The 17087-nt window shown below is 52.2% G+C and carries 12 protein-coding genes; 5 read left to right on the top strand and 7 right to left on the bottom strand.

Annotation, left to right across the window (positions count from 1 at the left end; translation table 11 throughout):
* Positions 1–39 precede the first annotated feature (39 nt).
* From BLP93_RS06235 to dnaN, 6 genes are all read right to left on the bottom strand, one after another.
* Complete coding sequence (locus BLP93_RS06235) at positions 40–1467, bottom strand: sigma-54-dependent transcriptional regulator (RefSeq protein WP_092118697.1); 1428 nt, start codon at positions 1465–1467, stop codon at positions 40–42.
* Between the two features lie 28 nt (positions 1468–1495).
* Positions 1496–2530, bottom strand: a complete 1035-nt coding sequence (locus tag BLP93_RS06230; RefSeq protein ID WP_161946207.1) for a tetratricopeptide repeat protein — start codon at positions 2528–2530, stop codon at positions 1496–1498.
* A 138-nt stretch (positions 2531–2668) separates the two neighbouring features.
* Positions 2669–3298 (bottom strand): outer membrane lipoprotein periplasmic chaperone LolA, encoded by a 630-nt coding sequence (lolA, locus tag BLP93_RS06225; RefSeq protein WP_092118691.1) that lies wholly within the window; start codon positions 3296–3298, stop codon positions 2669–2671.
* Between the two features lie 250 nt (positions 3299–3548).
* Positions 3549–5987: a DNA gyrase subunit A gene (gyrA, locus tag BLP93_RS06220; protein ID WP_092118688.1), complete on the bottom strand. Its 2439-nt coding sequence runs from the start codon at positions 5985–5987 to the stop codon at positions 3549–3551.
* Positions 5988–6059: 72 nt separating this feature from the next.
* Positions 6060–8441: a DNA topoisomerase (ATP-hydrolyzing) subunit B gene (gene gyrB, locus BLP93_RS06215; protein WP_092118685.1), complete on the bottom strand. Its 2382-nt coding sequence runs from the start codon at positions 8439–8441 to the stop codon at positions 6060–6062.
* Positions 8442–8456: 15 nt separating this feature from the next.
* The gene (dnaN, locus tag BLP93_RS06210) at positions 8457–9614 is read right to left on the bottom strand and encodes a DNA polymerase III subunit beta (protein ID WP_092118682.1); all 1158 of its coding nucleotides are present in this window, start codon (positions 9612–9614) and stop codon (positions 8457–8459) included.
* A gap of 535 nt (positions 9615–10149) precedes the next feature.
* On the opposite strand from dnaN, the gene BLP93_RS16600 reads away from it, so the two are divergent.
* Entirely contained in the window at positions 10150–10395 is a 246-nt protein-coding gene (locus BLP93_RS16600) for a hypothetical protein (RefSeq protein WP_139162935.1), read from the top strand.
* A 146-nt stretch (positions 10396–10541) separates the two neighbouring features.
* Positions 10542–11708 carry a pyridoxal phosphate-dependent aminotransferase gene (locus BLP93_RS06200; protein WP_092118677.1) on the top strand — a complete coding sequence of 389 codons (1167 nt, stop codon included), beginning with the start codon at positions 10542–10544 and terminating at the stop codon, positions 11706–11708.
* A 327-nt stretch (positions 11709–12035) separates the two neighbouring features.
* On the opposite strand, the gene BLP93_RS17675 is transcribed toward BLP93_RS06200, so the two are convergent.
* Positions 12036–12683, bottom strand: a complete 648-nt coding sequence (locus BLP93_RS17675) for a hypothetical protein (RefSeq protein WP_425248219.1) — start codon at positions 12681–12683, stop codon at positions 12036–12038.
* A gap of 669 nt (positions 12684–13352) precedes the next feature.
* Between BLP93_RS17675 and BLP93_RS17670 the strand changes: the two genes are divergently transcribed.
* From BLP93_RS17670 to BLP93_RS06185, 3 genes are all read left to right on the top strand, one after another.
* On the top strand, positions 13353–13811 hold the full coding sequence (locus BLP93_RS17670) for a hypothetical protein (protein WP_425248218.1): 459 nt from the start codon (positions 13353–13355) through the stop codon (positions 13809–13811).
* Between the two features lie 79 nt (positions 13812–13890).
* On the top strand, positions 13891–15729 hold the full coding sequence (locus BLP93_RS06190; RefSeq protein ID WP_092118672.1) for a GTPase: 1839 nt from the start codon (positions 13891–13893) through the stop codon (positions 15727–15729).
* 110 nt (positions 15730–15839) lie between these two features.
* On the top strand, positions 15840–17084 hold the full coding sequence (locus tag BLP93_RS06185) for a M48 family metallopeptidase (protein WP_092119005.1): 1245 nt from the start codon (positions 15840–15842) through the stop codon (positions 17082–17084).
* Positions 17085–17087 lie beyond the last annotated feature (3 nt).

The following is a 17087-nucleotide window of genomic DNA, read 5'->3' as shown; positions in this document are numbered from 1 at the left end:
CCTTCCCAATCCGTAATTTGTTCAACGGTCGAATAACGTCTAGTCCGACGTCAACAACCCGAAGCTGCGCAATTTTTTATATAAATAACTGCGTTCCATGCCGATGACCTCGGACAGCTTGGTGATGCTGCCATTACAGCCATTTAATTTATCTTCCAAGAACTTTGCTTCGAACTGAGCCTTGGCAGTCTTAAAGTCCGCGGGCCAGGGATCGGAATCCGCATCGAAGGGGCTGTATGCGTTGCAGAAAGCGCCTTCTCCGGCAGAGGACGGTGCTGTTTTCAGTGATGCCGATCTGTTAGCTGAGAACATTTCCTGGGGCAGCATTTCCACCGTGATGCATTGACCGGGAAACATGATGCACAGCCGTTCCAGAAAATTTTTCAGCTCCCGGACGTTGCCCGGCCACGGATACTGCTGCAACCGGCGCATCGTCTCCGGAGGGAAGCGCAATGGCTTGAAGCCCTGGGTTTTAACCAGATCTTCCATGAAATTGGTCAACAGCAGGGGAATGTCCTCGGCTCGCTGACGCAAGGGCGGCACATGCAACGGAAAAACCTTGAGCCGGTAGTAGAGATCCTCGCGAAATCGGCCGGCCCGGATTTCTTCGGTCAAATCCTTGTTGGTCGCGGCTATCACCCGGACATCCACCTGGATCGTCTTTCGTCCCCCCACTCGTTCGAATCTTTGTTCCTGAAGGATGCGTAAGATCTTGGCCTGGGTCTTCAGGCTCATGTCCCCAATCTCGTCAAGAAAAAGCGTTCCACTGTGGGCCAGTTCGAATTTTCCGATCTGCGCCTTGTCGGCACTGGTGAACGCTCCCTTTTCATGACCGAACAGCTCACTTTCAATCAATTCTTCGGGAATAGCCGCGCAGTTCATTTCCACCAGCGGTTTGCCGTTCCTGCGGCTGAGATGATGCAGGGACCTGGACACTATCTCCTTACCCGTGCCGTTTTCTCCAGTGATCAAGACCCAGGCTTCGGTTGGGGCAACCTGCATGACCTGTTGCCGGAGTTGTCGAATCTGCGGAGTTTCACCGGTCAGATCCTGAACACGGCTATTGCGGATCTGACTGCGCAGGACCATGTTTTCCTGCCGAAGCTCCTTGAATTCAACAGCCTTGGCCGTGGTCACCAAAACTTTTTCCAAGGAAAGGGGTTTTTCGATAAAATCAAATGCACCCTTCTTGATGGCCGTGACTGCCGTCTCGATGTTTCCATGGCCGGAAATCATGATCATCGGCAAATTCGGAGCGGTGATCTGCAGACGTTCCAGCACGTCCAAACCATCCATTCCAGGCAGCCATATGTCCAAAAAACAAAGATCCGGATTCACCCCGGACAGAAGGGCCAAACCCTCCTCGCCGCTGGCCGCCTCCAGGACATCATGCCCTTCATCTTCCAGAATGCCGCGCAAGGTGATGCGGATGTCCTCTTCATCGTCGACAATCACAATTTGCGCCACTGTCAGACCTCTGGGTTGGGAGTGAGTGTCATGGGCAGTATCCTTCCTTGCGGGCAAAATTCAACGTTGTACAGAACCCAAAATCACATGCAGCCTGCAGATCCGTGCAGCCGGATGACAATTGCCCAAGTTGCAGGCGAATCATGCCTCGATTGTTCAACGCGCTGTAGCTGGTGGGATCCAATCGAAGTACCTGGGAATAATCATCCAACGCCTGCGAAAATTGCTCCAATTCCTGATGAGCCAATCCCTTTCCCAATAGAGCGTGAACATTGTTCGGCTGCTCTCGAAGAACTTGTGTGAAATCCACGACAGCACGGCGATGATCCGCGGCAAGTGCGTAAAGCACGGCTCGATGCAATAGTATTTCCGGATTTCTCGGAGAAATATTCAAGGCTGTGTTGAAATCACGCAGCGCTGAGTCCAAGTCGCCTAGACGACCAAATGTCAGACCTCGCTCCATAAGCGCAAGAGCAGTAGAATCAAGAAGAACCGCTTGATTCAGGTCAGCTAAAGAATTTTCCAGTCGCCCGAGTTCGCGCAGGCTTTTCCCTCTGCCGAGGAGGGCCTCCGCCATCCCGGGGCTTTTTGCGAGAACAATGTCAAAATCCGTCACGGCCTGGGCATGGTTTTCACGGCTTGAAAATAATTGACCTCGTTTCAACCGGGCCTGGACATGTTCGGGATTGGTGCGGAGAAGCTGGTTGAATTCCTCAAGAGCCCTATTCAGATCGCCGGATCGTAGCAAGGAGTCAGCCAATCCGAAGCGGGCAGTTTCATGTTCCGGGGCCAGGTTGAGGACCTGAGCAAAGTCTTGCCTGGATCGTTCCGGATTTCCCATTCGCAAATACGCCTCGCCCCGCAAGGCCAAGGCTTCGACAAACCGTGGATGCAAACGCAATGCATGATCAAAATCCATCACCGCCCTGGGATAGGCTTTTTTTTCCAGATGCAGCCGCGCCCGTTGAAACAGGAGTTGGGGGTTCTCCGGATCAGCCAAAATGGCTTGTTCCAGCTCGTCCATGGCGGTTTCTGCCCGGACTTCAATTCTTGATTGTGTCACCAGGCAAGACATCATCAAAAGGCACAGTAAAATTGATATCGGCTTGGACATGGAGAAGCTGAAATTAAAGTTTCCTTGTCAATTTCCGGTTAAAAATGAACAAGTACTCACCAGGATCCTGCGCAAAACGAGGCACGCTTACCGAACTGCCACGCCGTCAGGGGGAGTGAATTCAAACAAATCCGGATCCAGTTCGGAATTCAATACCAACTTTTCCAGCTCCACTTGGTTTGTATTGCCGTAAAAGTCCACGGCCTTAATGCGCCGCAGCAAAAAAGTGTCCGGGTCGACCCAGATAGTTGCTTCCACCAGGTTCGGTTCAGGATTGCGCGGACGCAACCGAATGACCGTGTATTCGGCATCTTCGCTAAGATCTTCCTCGGTAATGAAATCCTCATCCAGACGGGCCTGACCGGAGAGAATACGCAGCACCATGGCCGATCCGAGAACATCCTCGACGGCGTATTGATAAGCAGTTTCCTCTTCCTCGAAATAATTCCATACCAGTTCAGGCCCGACGACCAGCAGCTCCTTTTCCGGGCTGACCGTCTCCCACCGAATCAATCCAGGTTGTTGAAAAAACAATTGTCCATGCCGCTCATCAATCTCCCGACTGGCGGCAACGGACAGCTCCTGGGTGAAATCGGCCTGAAAGGACTCGATGGATTCGTACTGGCGCTGAATCTTGGCCAGGGTGCCTTCATCGGCAAAAACAGCCGTTCCCGAAAGCAGAATAAACAAAGAAATTATGGTCACTAAATATTTCATTCATACCTCCGTATTGCTCCGAACCCCTCATGATAAGGCGGTTTCTCATGACGGCAGAATCACGATGTTTTACAGCTCCTCGAACATGAAGAAAAAACCCCAGGTTGGACGAGAAGTTTTGCGGTTTCAAAGAGGCTAATGTTTCAAAACCGGGATGACAAGCCGATACCGTCAAGTTCTGTCGGAGCATAGTCCAGGCATTGTATCTCACCAGCAAATGACATGGTCACGGTTCGCCAGTCGAAACTACCTAGTCGGAACCGTTCTCAAGCAGTTCCTTCTCATCGATCCGGTCAAAGCCGACAACCATCATGTCCGCGTCCATCCGCACCAGCGTGACTCCCTGGGCATCCCTGCCAACTCGACTGATTCCCGCGACATTCATGCGAATGATCTTCCCCGCACTGGTCAGGATCAGCAATTCATCTTCGGGCTGCACCAGTACCGATCCAACCACGTGTCCGGTTCTCGGGGTCACGCGCATGTTGATCACGCCTTTGCCACCCCGGGACTGACTGCGGTAATTTTCCAGCAAGGTTCGCTTGCCGTAGCCGTTGGAGGAGACGGTCAGCACTTCATGCCGCTGGTCATCGTCCGTCACAACGCAGGAAACCACCTGATCGGAATGAGAGAGCACAATGCCTTTGACCCCCGCCGTGGCCCGTCCTGTAGGACGGATCTCGGAAGACGAAAACCGGATCGACTTGCCGTGCTTGGTCACCAGCAGGACTTCGGCCTGGGCTGAAATTTCCCGGACCGTGATCAACTCGTCGTCGGAATTAAGATTTACGGCTTTCAGACCGCTTTGGCGGCAATTGACGTACAGTTGCGCCTGAGAACGTTTGACGATGCCTTTCTTGGTGGCAAAGAGAAAATCCCTGTCCGTGGAGAAGTCCTTGATGGTCATCACCGTGGCGATGCTCTCGTCCTTGTCCAGAGGCAACAGGTTTGAGGCGTGAATTCCTCGCGCTGTTCGCGACCCTTCCGGAATATTGTAGGCCTTGATCTGATACATCCGGCCCTTGTTTGTGAACAGCAGGATGTAGTTGTGGTTCGTGGTCGTGAACACCTGGGAGATGATGTCTTCGGAAACCGTGGATGCACCGTAGATGCCTTTTCCACCACGTTTTTGCTGCTGGTAGATGTCCATGGGCGTACGCTTGATGTAGCCGCGCTGGGACAGCGTGACCACCACTTCCGTGTCCCCGATCAGATCCTCCATATTGATGCTGCTGGGATCCTCTTCCACGATAATCGATTTACGTGGAGTGGCGTACAACTTCTTGATTTCCGTCATCTCCTCGCGGATAACCTGTATGAGTACGTCCACATTCTGAAGAATGCTTTTTAAATATTCGATCCGTTTAATCAATTCCTGATATTCGGCCAGAAGTTTGTCCCGCTCCAGATTGGTCAGCCGCTGCAGACGCATGTCCAGAATGGCCTGGCTCTGCACATCGGTGAAACCAAAACGCTCGATCAGCTTCTCCTTTGCTTCAAGCGGTGTCTTGGAGGATTTGATCAATTCGATCACTTCATCGATATTTTCCAGGGCGATCTTCAACCCTTCCAAGATATGGGCGCGTTGTTCGGCCTTATTCAGATCAAAGCGGGTCCGGTTCAGGACCACTTCCTTGCGATGCTCGATGAACAGTTCCAGGATTTCCTTGAGACTCAAAAGCTGAGGACGGTTGTGCACCACCGCGAGCATGTTGAATCCGAACCAGGTTTCCAGGGGAGTAAACTTGTAGAGCGCATTGATGACCACTTCAGGAATGGCGTTCTTTTTCAAATCCAGAACAATGCGGATTCCGTTGCGGTCGGACTCGTCGCGCAGATCGCTGACTCCCTCCACCTTCTTCTCATGGATGATGTACGCGATTTTCTCTACCAAGCTGGATTTGTTCAGTGCATAGGGAATTTCCGTGATCACGATGGACTCGGCTTGCTTGGACCGCTCCTCGACTTCAATCTTACCCCGAATTTTGATCGACCCGCGGCCGGTCTTGTAGGCGTCGATGATGCCGTGGCGGCCGTAAATGAACCCCCCTGTGGGAAAGTCGGGCCCCTTGATGCATTCCAGAAGATCCGCCACCTCGACGTTCTGGTTGTTTAGGAGCAAGAGCAGACCGTCGATCAACTCGCCGAGATTGTGCGGCGGAATATTCGTGGCCATACCCACGGCAATACCCGAGGAACCGTTGAGCAGGAGATTGGGGACCTTGGTCGGAAGGACCTCCGGCTCTTGCAGGGTATTGTCGTAGTTGGGACGGAAGGGAACCGTCTGCTTGTCGATATCCTGCAGAAACTCGGAAGTGAGTCTGGCCATGCGCACTTCTGTATACCGCATGGCCGCGGGAGCATCGCCGTCGATGGAGCCGAAGTTTCCCTGACCGTCCACAAGGGGCTGACGCATCGAGAAATCCTGAGCCATGCGCACCATGGCGTCATAGACCGCGCTGTCGCCGTGAGGGTGATATTTACCGATGACGTCACCGACAATACGGGCGGATTTCTTGTAGGCGCGATTATAGGTATTTCCCAGGTCGTGCATGGCATAGAGAATTCGGCGATGGACCGGTTTCAAGCCGTCCCTAACATCCGGAATGGCGCGTCCGATGATGACGCTCAGGGAATACTCCAGGTAGGAGCGCTGCATCTCTTCTTCAATAAATATGCTGTTCTTCACAATGACTCCCGAAAAAGATTATTCGCGATGGACCTGCCGAAAGGCATGAACGATTGAATGTTGACGAAATGATCAGATGTCCAACTGGTCGACGAACAGGGCGTTCTTTTCGATGAACAACCGCCGCTGCTCGACATTGTCGCCCATAAGCCGGGAGAAAATCTGATCCGCCTCGCCTGCATCCTCCACGCCGACCTGCAGCAGCGTCCGTGCTTCCGGATTCATGGTCGTGGCCCAAAGCTGTTCAGGATTCATCTCGCCCAGACCCTTGTAGCGTTGGATGTTGAACATTTTTTGGGTTTCACCGAGCAGGTATCCATAAATTTCAAAAAGATCCATTTCCGCAACCTGTTCAGCGCCCTTGAATACCTTGAAAAAAGAAGTTCCATACTCTTCGATGACTTTACTCATCAGATCAAACGATTTGACGTAATTCTTGGATTTAAAAAATTCGCCCTTGAGTTTCAGAAAGTATCCGTTTTCATGGGTAAAGCGCATGAAGGCCACGGTTTCAATCTCCGACGTCTCATGGGTGAGGTCGACGAAAAAACCGTGCAGCTTCATGTATTCCTGGAACGCCGGCAGGTTGATGTCCCGCAAATCTTCGTCGAGTCGGATTCGATAGGCCACGAGACGAAAGAACAGTTCCGTCGTCAGACCGAGATTACGTGATTCTGAAGCCGCCGAATGGATGCTTTTGACATTTTTCAGCAGCGTCAGAAGCCTGGAGTTCTCGATACGATCTTCCTGTTCGCCCTGCAGTGAAAACTGGGCCGAAGTCTTGTCCAGAAGAAAGTTGTCCATCTCGTCCGCGTCATGAATGTATTTCTCGAAACCGGCCTTGTGGATGCGATACAGAGGCGGTTGCCCGATATAAACAAAGCCATTGTCGATCAGAGACCGGAACTTGCGGAAAAAAAAGGTCAGCAGCAGGGTCCGGATGTGTGAGCCGTCCACGTCGGCGTCCGTCATAATGATGACCTTGTGATACCGCAGCCGGTTCAAGTCCACATCCTCATCGCCTGTGCCCACGCCCATGGCCGTAATCAGGGCCTGGATCTCCTTGTTGGACAAGATCTTATCCATCCGCGTCTTTTCGACGTTGAGTATCTTGCCGCGCAAGGGAAGTATGGCCTGATATTTCGGGTTGCGGCCCTGCTTGGCGGAACCGCCCGCCGAATCACCCTCAACGATGAACAGTTCGCTTTCCTCGGGTTTTTTGGCTTGGCAGTCGGCGAGCTTGCCGGGTAGGGAGAAATCGAACAACGCTCCCTTGCGTCTGACCAGCTCCTTGGCTTTCCTGGCCGCTTCGCGCGCCCTGGCCGTGTCGACGATTTTTTCAATAATTGCCCGGGCGTCCTTCGGATTTTCCTCGAAAAACCTGGTGAGGGTCTCGTAGACGGAGGCGGTGACAATACCGCTGACTTCGCTGTTGCCCAATTTTGTCTTGGTCTGGCCCTCGAACTGGGGATTGGGATGTTTCAGACTGATGACCGCGGTCAGACCTTCGCGCACATCGTCCCCGGAGATCTTGACCTTGATCTTCTTGGCCATATCCGAATTCTGGGCATAGGTATTGATCGCCCTGGTCAGGGCCGTCCGGAAGCCGACAAGGTGGGATCCGCCTTCGTGGGTGCAGATATTGTTAACGAAGGTCAGTACGTTTTCCTTGTAGGTCGTGTTGTACTGTAAGGCGAAATCCGTGATGATGCTGTTCGCTTCGCTGGATCCGGAAATGATTTGACCGATGGTCTGCTCGCTGGCGTTCAAGTCCTTGATGAACGAAACAATTCCGCCTTCATGCTTGAACGTGTGGACGGCATTGTTCAGGTCGTCGATGAATTCGATCTCAATAGAGCTGTTGAGGTATGCCAGTTCGTCGAATCGCTTTTTGAGCGTGTTCGGATTGAATTCGACGCTTTCAAATATTTCTTCATCCGGGTGAAAACGGATGATGGTCCCAGTGCTTTTCGACTCTCCGATCTCCTTGAGTTCCGTGACCGGAATGCCTCGTTCATACCGTTGAAAATAGCGTTTGCCGTCCCGTTTGATGATCACTTCCAGATTGGATGACAGCGCATTGACCACGGACACGCCGACGCCGTGCAATCCGCCGGAAACCTTGTAGGTGTCCTTGTCGAACTTGCCGCCGGCATGGAGCACGGTCATGACGACCTCCACGGCCGGCCGTTTCTCTTTCGGATGGATATCAACGGGAATGCCGCGGCCGTTGTCGCTTACGGTAATGCTGTTGTCCAAATGAAGTTGGACCGTGATTTTGCTGCAATATCCGGCCATGGACTCGTCAATGCTGTTGTCCACGACTTCATACACCAGATGATGCAGCCCTTGCAGATTTGTGCTGCCAATGTACATGGAGGGTCTTTTCCTGACAGCGGAAAGACCTTCGAGAACGGTTATATTACTGGCGGTGTATTTGGTATCTTTTTCCATTTTTCTATGTAACCCCTAAAAGTCTGTGTCTGAATAAACAATATCATCAGTAATTTTCATCGGCATGATCAAGACTTTGTAATCCGGATCATCCTTGTCTTCGATAAAACACGGTCCCTCACTGCTCGTAAAGTGAAAATGGATTGTTTCACATTCAAAATGGCTAAGAATTTCTATCAGGTCCCGTGTCGGAAAGGCAATTTTTCGCAATCCCCCGCTGAAAACACTATCAAGAAATTCTTTCGCCTCTCCCTTTTCCTCGGACTGGACATCCATCTGCACCATTCCATCGTTGAATTCAAAAAAAGTGCAGATGCTATTGTCGGTGTTGAAGATCAGAATTCTATCCAGAGCATCCATCAACCCCCTACGGTCGATACTCATGCTGCTCGGATCGTCCGCTTCGTATCGAGCCAACATTTGATTATGATCAGGGTATTCATAAAGTGAAAGTGGAAGACTGATGTTATCCTTTTGATCCACGGATCGGCAATAAAGGCGGTTATTGCTGATGTTCAGCTGGATTTCCTTCTGAGGAATCATACGTTTGAGTTCCTGCAGATATTTTTTGCTGATCAGGATTCCCTGCTCTGGGAGAAGATCCCTCAGGCCGTCATTTTCAAGGCGGTAGAGTGCCAGCTGGTGGCCGTTGAGACCGCAAAAATCGCTTTTTTGCTCCTTTTGAGCGTACTTGATGAGCATGCAGTTGACGGCCTGCATGGTCTCATCTTCGCTGACGGAGTAAAAAACCTTGTCGATTATTCTCGACAACTTTTCCCCGGAAAGGGTGACGGCGCCTTCCTCCGGAAAAGAGGAAAGTTGCTGGAACCAATAATTTTCATTGATGGGAATGACATACTTGCGCTTGTTCTGCTTGACCAGCAATTGGGTCGCATCTTTTTCAACGTTAAATTGCAGCTCACCAGGATGGAGCTTTCGAATCAGCTCGTAGAGATGGCGACCATTTACGCCGACAAGTCCGTCTTCCTGGATTTGTGGGGAAAAAAAACCGAAAAATTCAATATTGGAATCCGTGGCCATGATCTGCAGCTGGGAGTTTTCCACCTTGAGCCAGATGGATCGAAGAAAGACAGCACCTGTTTTCACGCTTGTGATCTGAGCTGCTTGTTGAAGTGCCGGAAGAATCTCTTCTCTCTGAATAGAAAACTTCATTCTTTTCTCCTCTTGTTGTAACCGCTGTCATTATGTAGATAATTATGATAAAGTATTGATTTAATTTGTTTAGTTATGTTGTTAAAATTGTTCGTTCATGATTTCGCGTTGTTCATTCGGAAGGTATGGCTGAAAGGGACTGTCGTTTATGTGCGCAAAAAACAGAGATACATATCACATTCTTCCTTACCATGTCACTTGTTTAAAATTATTAAGTTTTTTGTCCTTTTTCAGGTTGAAAACAGGCATGCTCGCGAAAGTTACGAACATCTGGAAAAACCATGGGCTGAACAGCTTTGTTGCAGGCTGCAACAGCCGCATCCGCCTCGCCACGGCCAGAAGGTGAGAACCGCGTAAGGGTGATTCAATTGTCCGTTCGTTTTTTGTTCAAGATCAAATCGCCGGAGGATCAGATTCATTTTTGGCGTGCAGATCGGCAATGGCGCACAGCCATGGGAACTGATCTCGGGAATGTGAATTTGCAGAATGGCAAAGATTCGATCCATCATCTGTTCGTGAAGGGCAAAAGCCGAACTTGGAGAAGAAAGCCACTGGTCATCGAGACAACTTACTGCTTCCCTGTCGAACCAGGATAGATAATACAGCTCATCCGCCACGTTCAGGAGGCAATGGTGGTGATGCAGCAGAATGTGCTTTGTTGAAAAAGGAAAACGTTGCACGTGGACCTATCGAAAAGGATGCATTTCATCCAAAAAGTAAAGAAATTTATATCAGGAATCATAAATATATTCCAGTGGCTTGTACACAAAATTTGAAATAGGAACACGTCGCTTGATGCGGGGTTTTCGAGTACTGAAATGAGCAGCGAACGGTCGCAAATCTTTCTTTTCGTGGCATCATGGCATAGGCTTTGGGTTTGCCCTGGTATCAAAGCTAAAAATCCTGATTCCTCTTTTTGGAGAACGCATGAGTCGAAACCGATGCGCGACAATGAAACCGTTTTATGTGATGGAAGTTCTTGAAAAATGCCAAACCCTTGCCTGTCAAGGCGAGGACGTGATCCATATGGAAATCGGCGAACCGGATTTTGATACGCCGGATTGCATCAAAGAGGCAGCCTGCAAGGCAGTGACCGATGGCCATACCCATTACACCCACAGTCAGGGCATCATCGAACTGCGCGAGGCCATATGCCGCCATTACGCGAATACCTATGGCGTTGAGATTCATCCGGACCAGATCATCGTGACCGCGGGAACTTCACCGGGCATGTTTCTGGTGTTTTCCGCACTTCTGGCCATGGGAGAGGAAGTCGTTGTTTCTGATCCCCATTATGCCTGTTATCTGAATTTCGTGCGGTTTGTCGGCGGTGTGCCTGTTTGCGTGTCCACGCGGGAGGAAGACGGATTTCAGTATCGCCCCGAGGATGCGGCTGCCTATCTCACCGAGAAAACAAGAGCGATCCTGATCAATTCACCATCGAATCCCGTGGGAACGCTCCTATCCGATGACCGGATGCAGGCCATGGCTGATCTGCGGGCACACAGTGATGAGCACCCGTGGATTCTGTCCGATGAAATATATCATGGCTTGGTTTACGAAGGACGAGAGCGCAGTATTCTGGAATTTACTGACAGGGCTTTTGTGTTTAACGGTTTTTCGAAGGCTTACGCCATGACCGGATGGCGGCTGGGCTATATCATCGCCCCCAGACAATTCATTCCGACACTGCGTATTTTACATCAGAATTTTTTTATTTCAGCCAATTCCGTGGCTCAATGGGCCGGAATAGCAGCTCTGGAATCCGCTGGACCGGATGTCGCCCGAATGCGCTCGATCTATGATCGCCGCCGGAAATTCATGATCAGTCGATTGCGCGAGCTTGGACTCGGTGTAGCGGTCGAACCCACAGGCGCCTTCTATATCCTGGCTAATGCCCGGCATCTGGGCCAGGATTCCTTGAAATTGGCTTTCGATATTTTGGAAAAGGCCCGGATCGGGGTTGCGCCGGGCATTGATTTCGGCTCCAATGCGGAAGGATTTCTACGTTTTTCGTATGCCAACTCGCTGGATAAACTGGAAGAAGGCATGTTTCGCCTGGAAAAATACATCGACCAGATCAAGTGTGCGTAAAATTGTAGCTAAGTTTTTTAACTTGTTGTTTTTAAAAATATTTTTTTTGTTCTTAGTGCTGAATCAATTACAAGATAGGGCATGCCCGGATCAAAGAGGACAGGTTTTCCGCTTCAGGGTGATTTTGTCTCATTCAGGTGCCGGCTTTGAATCATCTTACCCCAAAATCACGCTCCCAGGCCATGCCTGCCAAAGTTGTTGAGCAGTGAGGATTCCGTTGAATAAGCGTTAATTATCATGCTCATTCCATTGTCTCCAAAACGTCAATCCGTCATGCCGGATTTTGCTGCTTTCCAGGAACAGCTCGCCGCGATAACCTCCTGTGTTCTAAAAATTTCCCATGCCATGGGGGGAGATTCGGCTCTGGCGGACAATCTGCCCGGCTGGACGGATCTGAAGGACAAGCCGCGTCAAGTTCTGGTCCATGAAGGCAGGATCTGTCTGGTTTGCGTTTTGTTCGGCCCGAGCGGCGCAGGGAAAAGTACCCTTTTCAAGCTCCTGACAACAATCGACGTGCCCTCCGGAGAAAGGCGTCGGCCCATGACGCATAATTGCGCCGTGGCCGTTCCGGCGCCGTTGCAGGGTGTCGTTGATGTTACCCGGTTGTTTCCTGGCCATTCGATGCTGCCGTTGACGGATGTTGAAATGCTCAAGGATGCGCAAAGATCCGGGGATGAGCTGTTCTACGCCTACTATGAGGAAAACGACACGGCATCGGCTTGGCTGGTTCTGGCCGATGTTCCTGATTTCAATACGGTCGTCCGCCGGAATTGGTCCAAGGCCGAGAAAATGCTGGGACGCGCTGAAACCGTGGTTTTTGTCGTTTATCCGGAAGCCTACAAGGATGAGGCCGTCATTGATCAGCTTCTCAAATGCGCGTCCAAGGCCGGACATCTGGCGTATCTCGTAACCAAGCTTCCGCCTGAAGATGCCGCGGATACAGCGCGGGAAATTTGGCAAGACGTTCTGGATCATGCTCGTCATGCTCCCGAATTTCAGAGGTTGCGAAGTGACGGCGGAAGCATTGCCGATTTTCTAGATAATGCGGCCGTCTATTATTCGCCTCGCAATTCTTCTCCGGCATTGTCGGATGTTAAACCACTGAATCCGACAACACCGGATTTTCGGTCCCTGCTCAAGGGTCAAGACGCCGCGGCGATTTACTGGTCCAACCTGCTGGAGGTTTCAGAACAGGGAATTGCCTCGGCTGCTCGCCTGTCTCAACAGGCTGTCGACCTGATCAGGGAGTTGGAGGACAAGCGGCGCAGGGCCGAGCAACGGATCACCGACATCGGTGCGCGCATTGCCGGTTCGCAGTTTCCTGCCGGTGAACTGGTGGAATTGATCATCTCCACGGTGAAGGAGAGTAGACCGAGGTGGCTGCGAACCGTCACGCTGCCCTTTGCGATGGGTGCCAGAATGTTCCTTTCGGTGCGGAAATTGATAGCCAAATTTCGCAAGACGGACCGGAACGCCATCTTGAAGGAACGACAACATCTGGAAAGACAGCGACTCGATGATGCGGTAGAGGTGCTCCTGGAATGGTGGCGCGTTGATTTCCCGTCCGAAGCCGCCACGGGGTTGCTCCAGGCGGGCAGATGCAGGACGGCGGCGCAGCAATTCCGGCAACAGGAACTCCCCAGGGTGCGCGGTGATTGGAAAGAGGCCATGCGGGGCGATGTCCGGGAATGGGCCGGAAAGCATCCCTGGTTCGGCTCATTGATCGGGACGTTGTCGGAAATGCTCGTCCTTTTTGGCGGTGCGGCTTTGGTCCTGGATCTGGCTATCTCCGGAGGTATTTTCGGTGCCGTGGGACAGCTGGGAATTGCCGGCGCCGCGGGAGCCGGCAGCATCGGTGCCGGAACGGTCATGAAAATGTTCGAGGAGTTGAAACTGAAGGAGATATTGATCAAGGCCGATGCCAGTTGGCGAGATCAACGCAGCGCGGAACTGGCGGCGCATCTCCGGGAACATCTGGCCTTTCCGCTTTTCCTTCAATCCTGGACGCAGACAATGAACACCTTGAACGAGGCGCAGCCGAAGCAATGTCTTCTTGCCTGTCAAAATGTTCGTGATCAATGGATGAGCAAGACCAGGCATTGATTGAGCGGAAATTCCGGCTTGTACATCGCAGTGGGGAATACAGTCACGACATGCCTCTTCCAATAAGCAGAACGTCACCATGGAACATCAAGCAGTGTCAGAGCAGATACTGGCCCGAGTCCAGAACTTGATCCGCAAGGCGCGTCGCCTGGAGCGTCTGCCCGAGGCCCAGGTCATGGCTTTGCGTCTGGAACGAGTTCTGAACATGCTGAAGCATGGGCAAGCCGGAGCGCAGCGCCCGGTATGTATTGTCTTGCTGGGCGGCACGGGTGTCGGGAAATCGGAGTTGTTCAATGCGCTGCTTGGCGGAGCCGGATTGAGTCCTACATCGGCATCCATTCGACCGAAGACCATGCATGCCTATGTGGCGATTTCTCCTTCGGACAGGCAGTTTTTTCCGGAGATCGACGGCGCCGAGCTGATTTTCAAGGAACATCGCTTACCCGGAGTGGCCTTGATCGACGCGCCCGACGTGGACAGTGTTGAAGCCCTGCATTTGGATCGGACCCGCAAACTCATTGAGATCGCCGACATCGTGGTCCATGTGGGTAGCCCGGACAAGCGCGCGAATTTTCGAATCAACGATGAAGTCCGCCGCTGGTCCCTGCGCAAGCGCTGGTTTTTTGTGCTCAATAAAATGGACCAGATTGCGGAACTGGACCGGGAGGCGGTCATCGGGGATTTCCTGGAGCGTCTGCATGAACTGGGATTTGACGTTGATCAGGGCGCTTTCTTTGCTCTCAGCGCGATTGAGCCAAGAACGGTCCAATTTGAGCGGTTCCAGAACGCCCTGTTTTCCTACCGGGCAATAGAGCAGATCCATGCCCTGCGTCTTGAGGATTCGTACAGTCTGATTCGGTTTGCCTTGGCCGGGGATGTCGTCAAGTCCATTGAAAATTTCCGGGAGCAATTGCTGGCCCATGAACAGACGCTGAACAATCAGGTGCGCGAAGTGTTTTCGCAGGTCGTCCATGCGGCGCAAAGTCAGGACATGTTGCGCCGGATCATCCGTGAGCAGGCCTGGCGATCCGCATCGGGTCGCGTGGGCGGTTTTCTCGCCTTGCCGGTCTGGATGCGCAGTCGGATGGCCTTTTCCGGACTGGCCTACCAGCTCGCCCGCATGTCCACGGGAGGGCCTTCTCTGGGACGGATGATCCGCGCTGGTTGGCATGCCGCAAAAGCTGCGTGGCAGGGCATCCTGCCCATGCAGACGCTGCTCAAGGGATTCACATCCGACCAGGAGCGTCGGCTTCTGGAAATTGGACGTGATGCCGAACGCATCTTGCAGGACATGGGGCTTGATCAACTTCACGGTCGTGAGCCTGATCCCGCCCAGGACCAGGTCGGGCGTCTTGGCGATGAGGAACAGGCGGTGTGGGCCGCGCGATTTCTGCGTCTGCTCCGTTCGCAAGGAGTTATTGGTCCCATTCGACCGTCCGAGGATGTTCGAACTCGGGAAATGTTTCAGGAGCGACTGGAAGAGGCCGTGGTCGTGTCTGCCTCAAACATGGTCTATACACGGCTCGGAATGCTGCATACCCTGGCTGGAAACCTCCTTCCGGTGCTCGTTTTTGGTCATGCGGCCTTCCGGCTGGTATCGGGATGGATTGAAGGGGCTTGGCTTCCCTTCGATTTCTATCTGACGGCCGTCGCGGTCTTTCTGATCAGCCTTGTTCCTGGATATCTGTTGGTCTCCTTTTCCCTGACCCGGAGGACGGACATGCCTGAAACCGATACTCTGGTCAGGGCTATTGAAAATCCTTCGGAGACATCGGGGCTGCGACATGTGCGTATGTCACTGGAGGAGCTGCTCCAGGAAACCCAGGCCTTGCTCGACGTCTTGCGGATCAGAACAGACGTGATGCGGCAAGAGCTTGATCCCAGCCGGTTCGGCGTGACAATCCGCCATCAAGAATAAACAGAAAAATAACCGGAACTCTTCAGTCGAGGCTTGGCATTCCTGAATCAAGCAAGTCAACGCAAGGATTTCATAACACTTACCTTAACCCATTGATCCCCTCATACTTCATGCAAACACTCATCCTCGTCATCGTATTTTCGGCCCTTGCGGCAAAAGTAGTCTGGGAATGCTTTCTGCTCACTCTGAACATGCGCGAAGTTAATCGCAGGCGTCATGCTCCACCGGAAGCTTTGCGGGAAGTGATGGATGAGCAGACCTATGAGAAATCCGTGCAGTATACCCTGGCCAAAGGACATTTCAGTCTCTTCAGCGAAGTTTTCGGCGCGTTGCTGCTGGTCCTCGTTTTGTTGTCCGGAGTGCTGCCATGGCTGTACGGCTGGATGGTCGGTGTTCCGGATGCATCCGTATGGCTCGAGGGATTATTTCTAATCCTGGTATTTTTTCTGCTTTCGCTGCCGGGACTGCCGCTGGATTATTACGCCCAGTTCATTCTTGAAGAACGATTCGGCTTCAATAAAAGCACTGTCGCGTTGTGGATCAGCGACCGGATCAAGGCGACGATCATCAGTGTGGCCATAGCCTTGCCGCTACTGGCGTTGATTTTGTTCCTAATCGACTGGATCGGGAATTACTGGTGGTTTTGGGCCTTTACGGTATTCTTCGTTTTTCAGCTCCTGATGATGATACTCTATCCCATGCTGATCCTGCCATGGTTCAACAAGTTGTCCCCATTGCCCGATGGAGAGCTCCGGGATCGATTGATGAACCTGGCTGAACGCACCGGTTTCAAGGCCAGGACCATCCAGGTCATGGACGGCAGCAAGCGCTCAGGACATTCCAATGCTTTTTTTACCGGGTTCGGGCGGTTTCGCAGGATCGTGCTGTTCGACACTCTGATCGAACAGCTCACGGAGGACGAGCTGGAAGCCGTGCTGGCCCATGAGATCGGGCATTACAAGAAAGGGCATGTGCCGAAAATGCTGATTCTTTCGGCAGTATTCGGACTGGCGGCGTTTGCCGTACTGGCGTGGCTGTTGAATACTCCGGCGTTTGTCGAAGCTTTTGGTTTTTCTTTTGCGGATAGCGGCTATGCTCCCGCTTTTCTGCTGTTCGCTCTGCTTGCCGGATTTATTACGTTCTGGCTGTCCCCGCTTATGAACCGTCTCTCACGCACTCATGAATACCAGGCGGATCGCTTCGCTCGGGATCATGTCGGAGGTCCCAGGCCCATGATCAGTTCCCTGCGCAAATTGAGCGAAAAAAACCTCTCCAACCTGACACCCCACCCTCTTTACAGCGCCTTCCACTACTCCCATCCCACTCTTTTGGAACGCGAGGCGGCCTTGAAGTAGCCG

This window comes from Desulfonatronum thiosulfatophilum (assembly GCF_900104215.1).
GTDB classification, from domain to species: Bacteria; Desulfobacterota; Desulfovibrionia; order Desulfovibrionales; family Desulfonatronaceae; genus Desulfonatronum; species Desulfonatronum thiosulfatophilum.
This window is presented reverse-complemented; position numbering and strand designations above follow the sequence as displayed.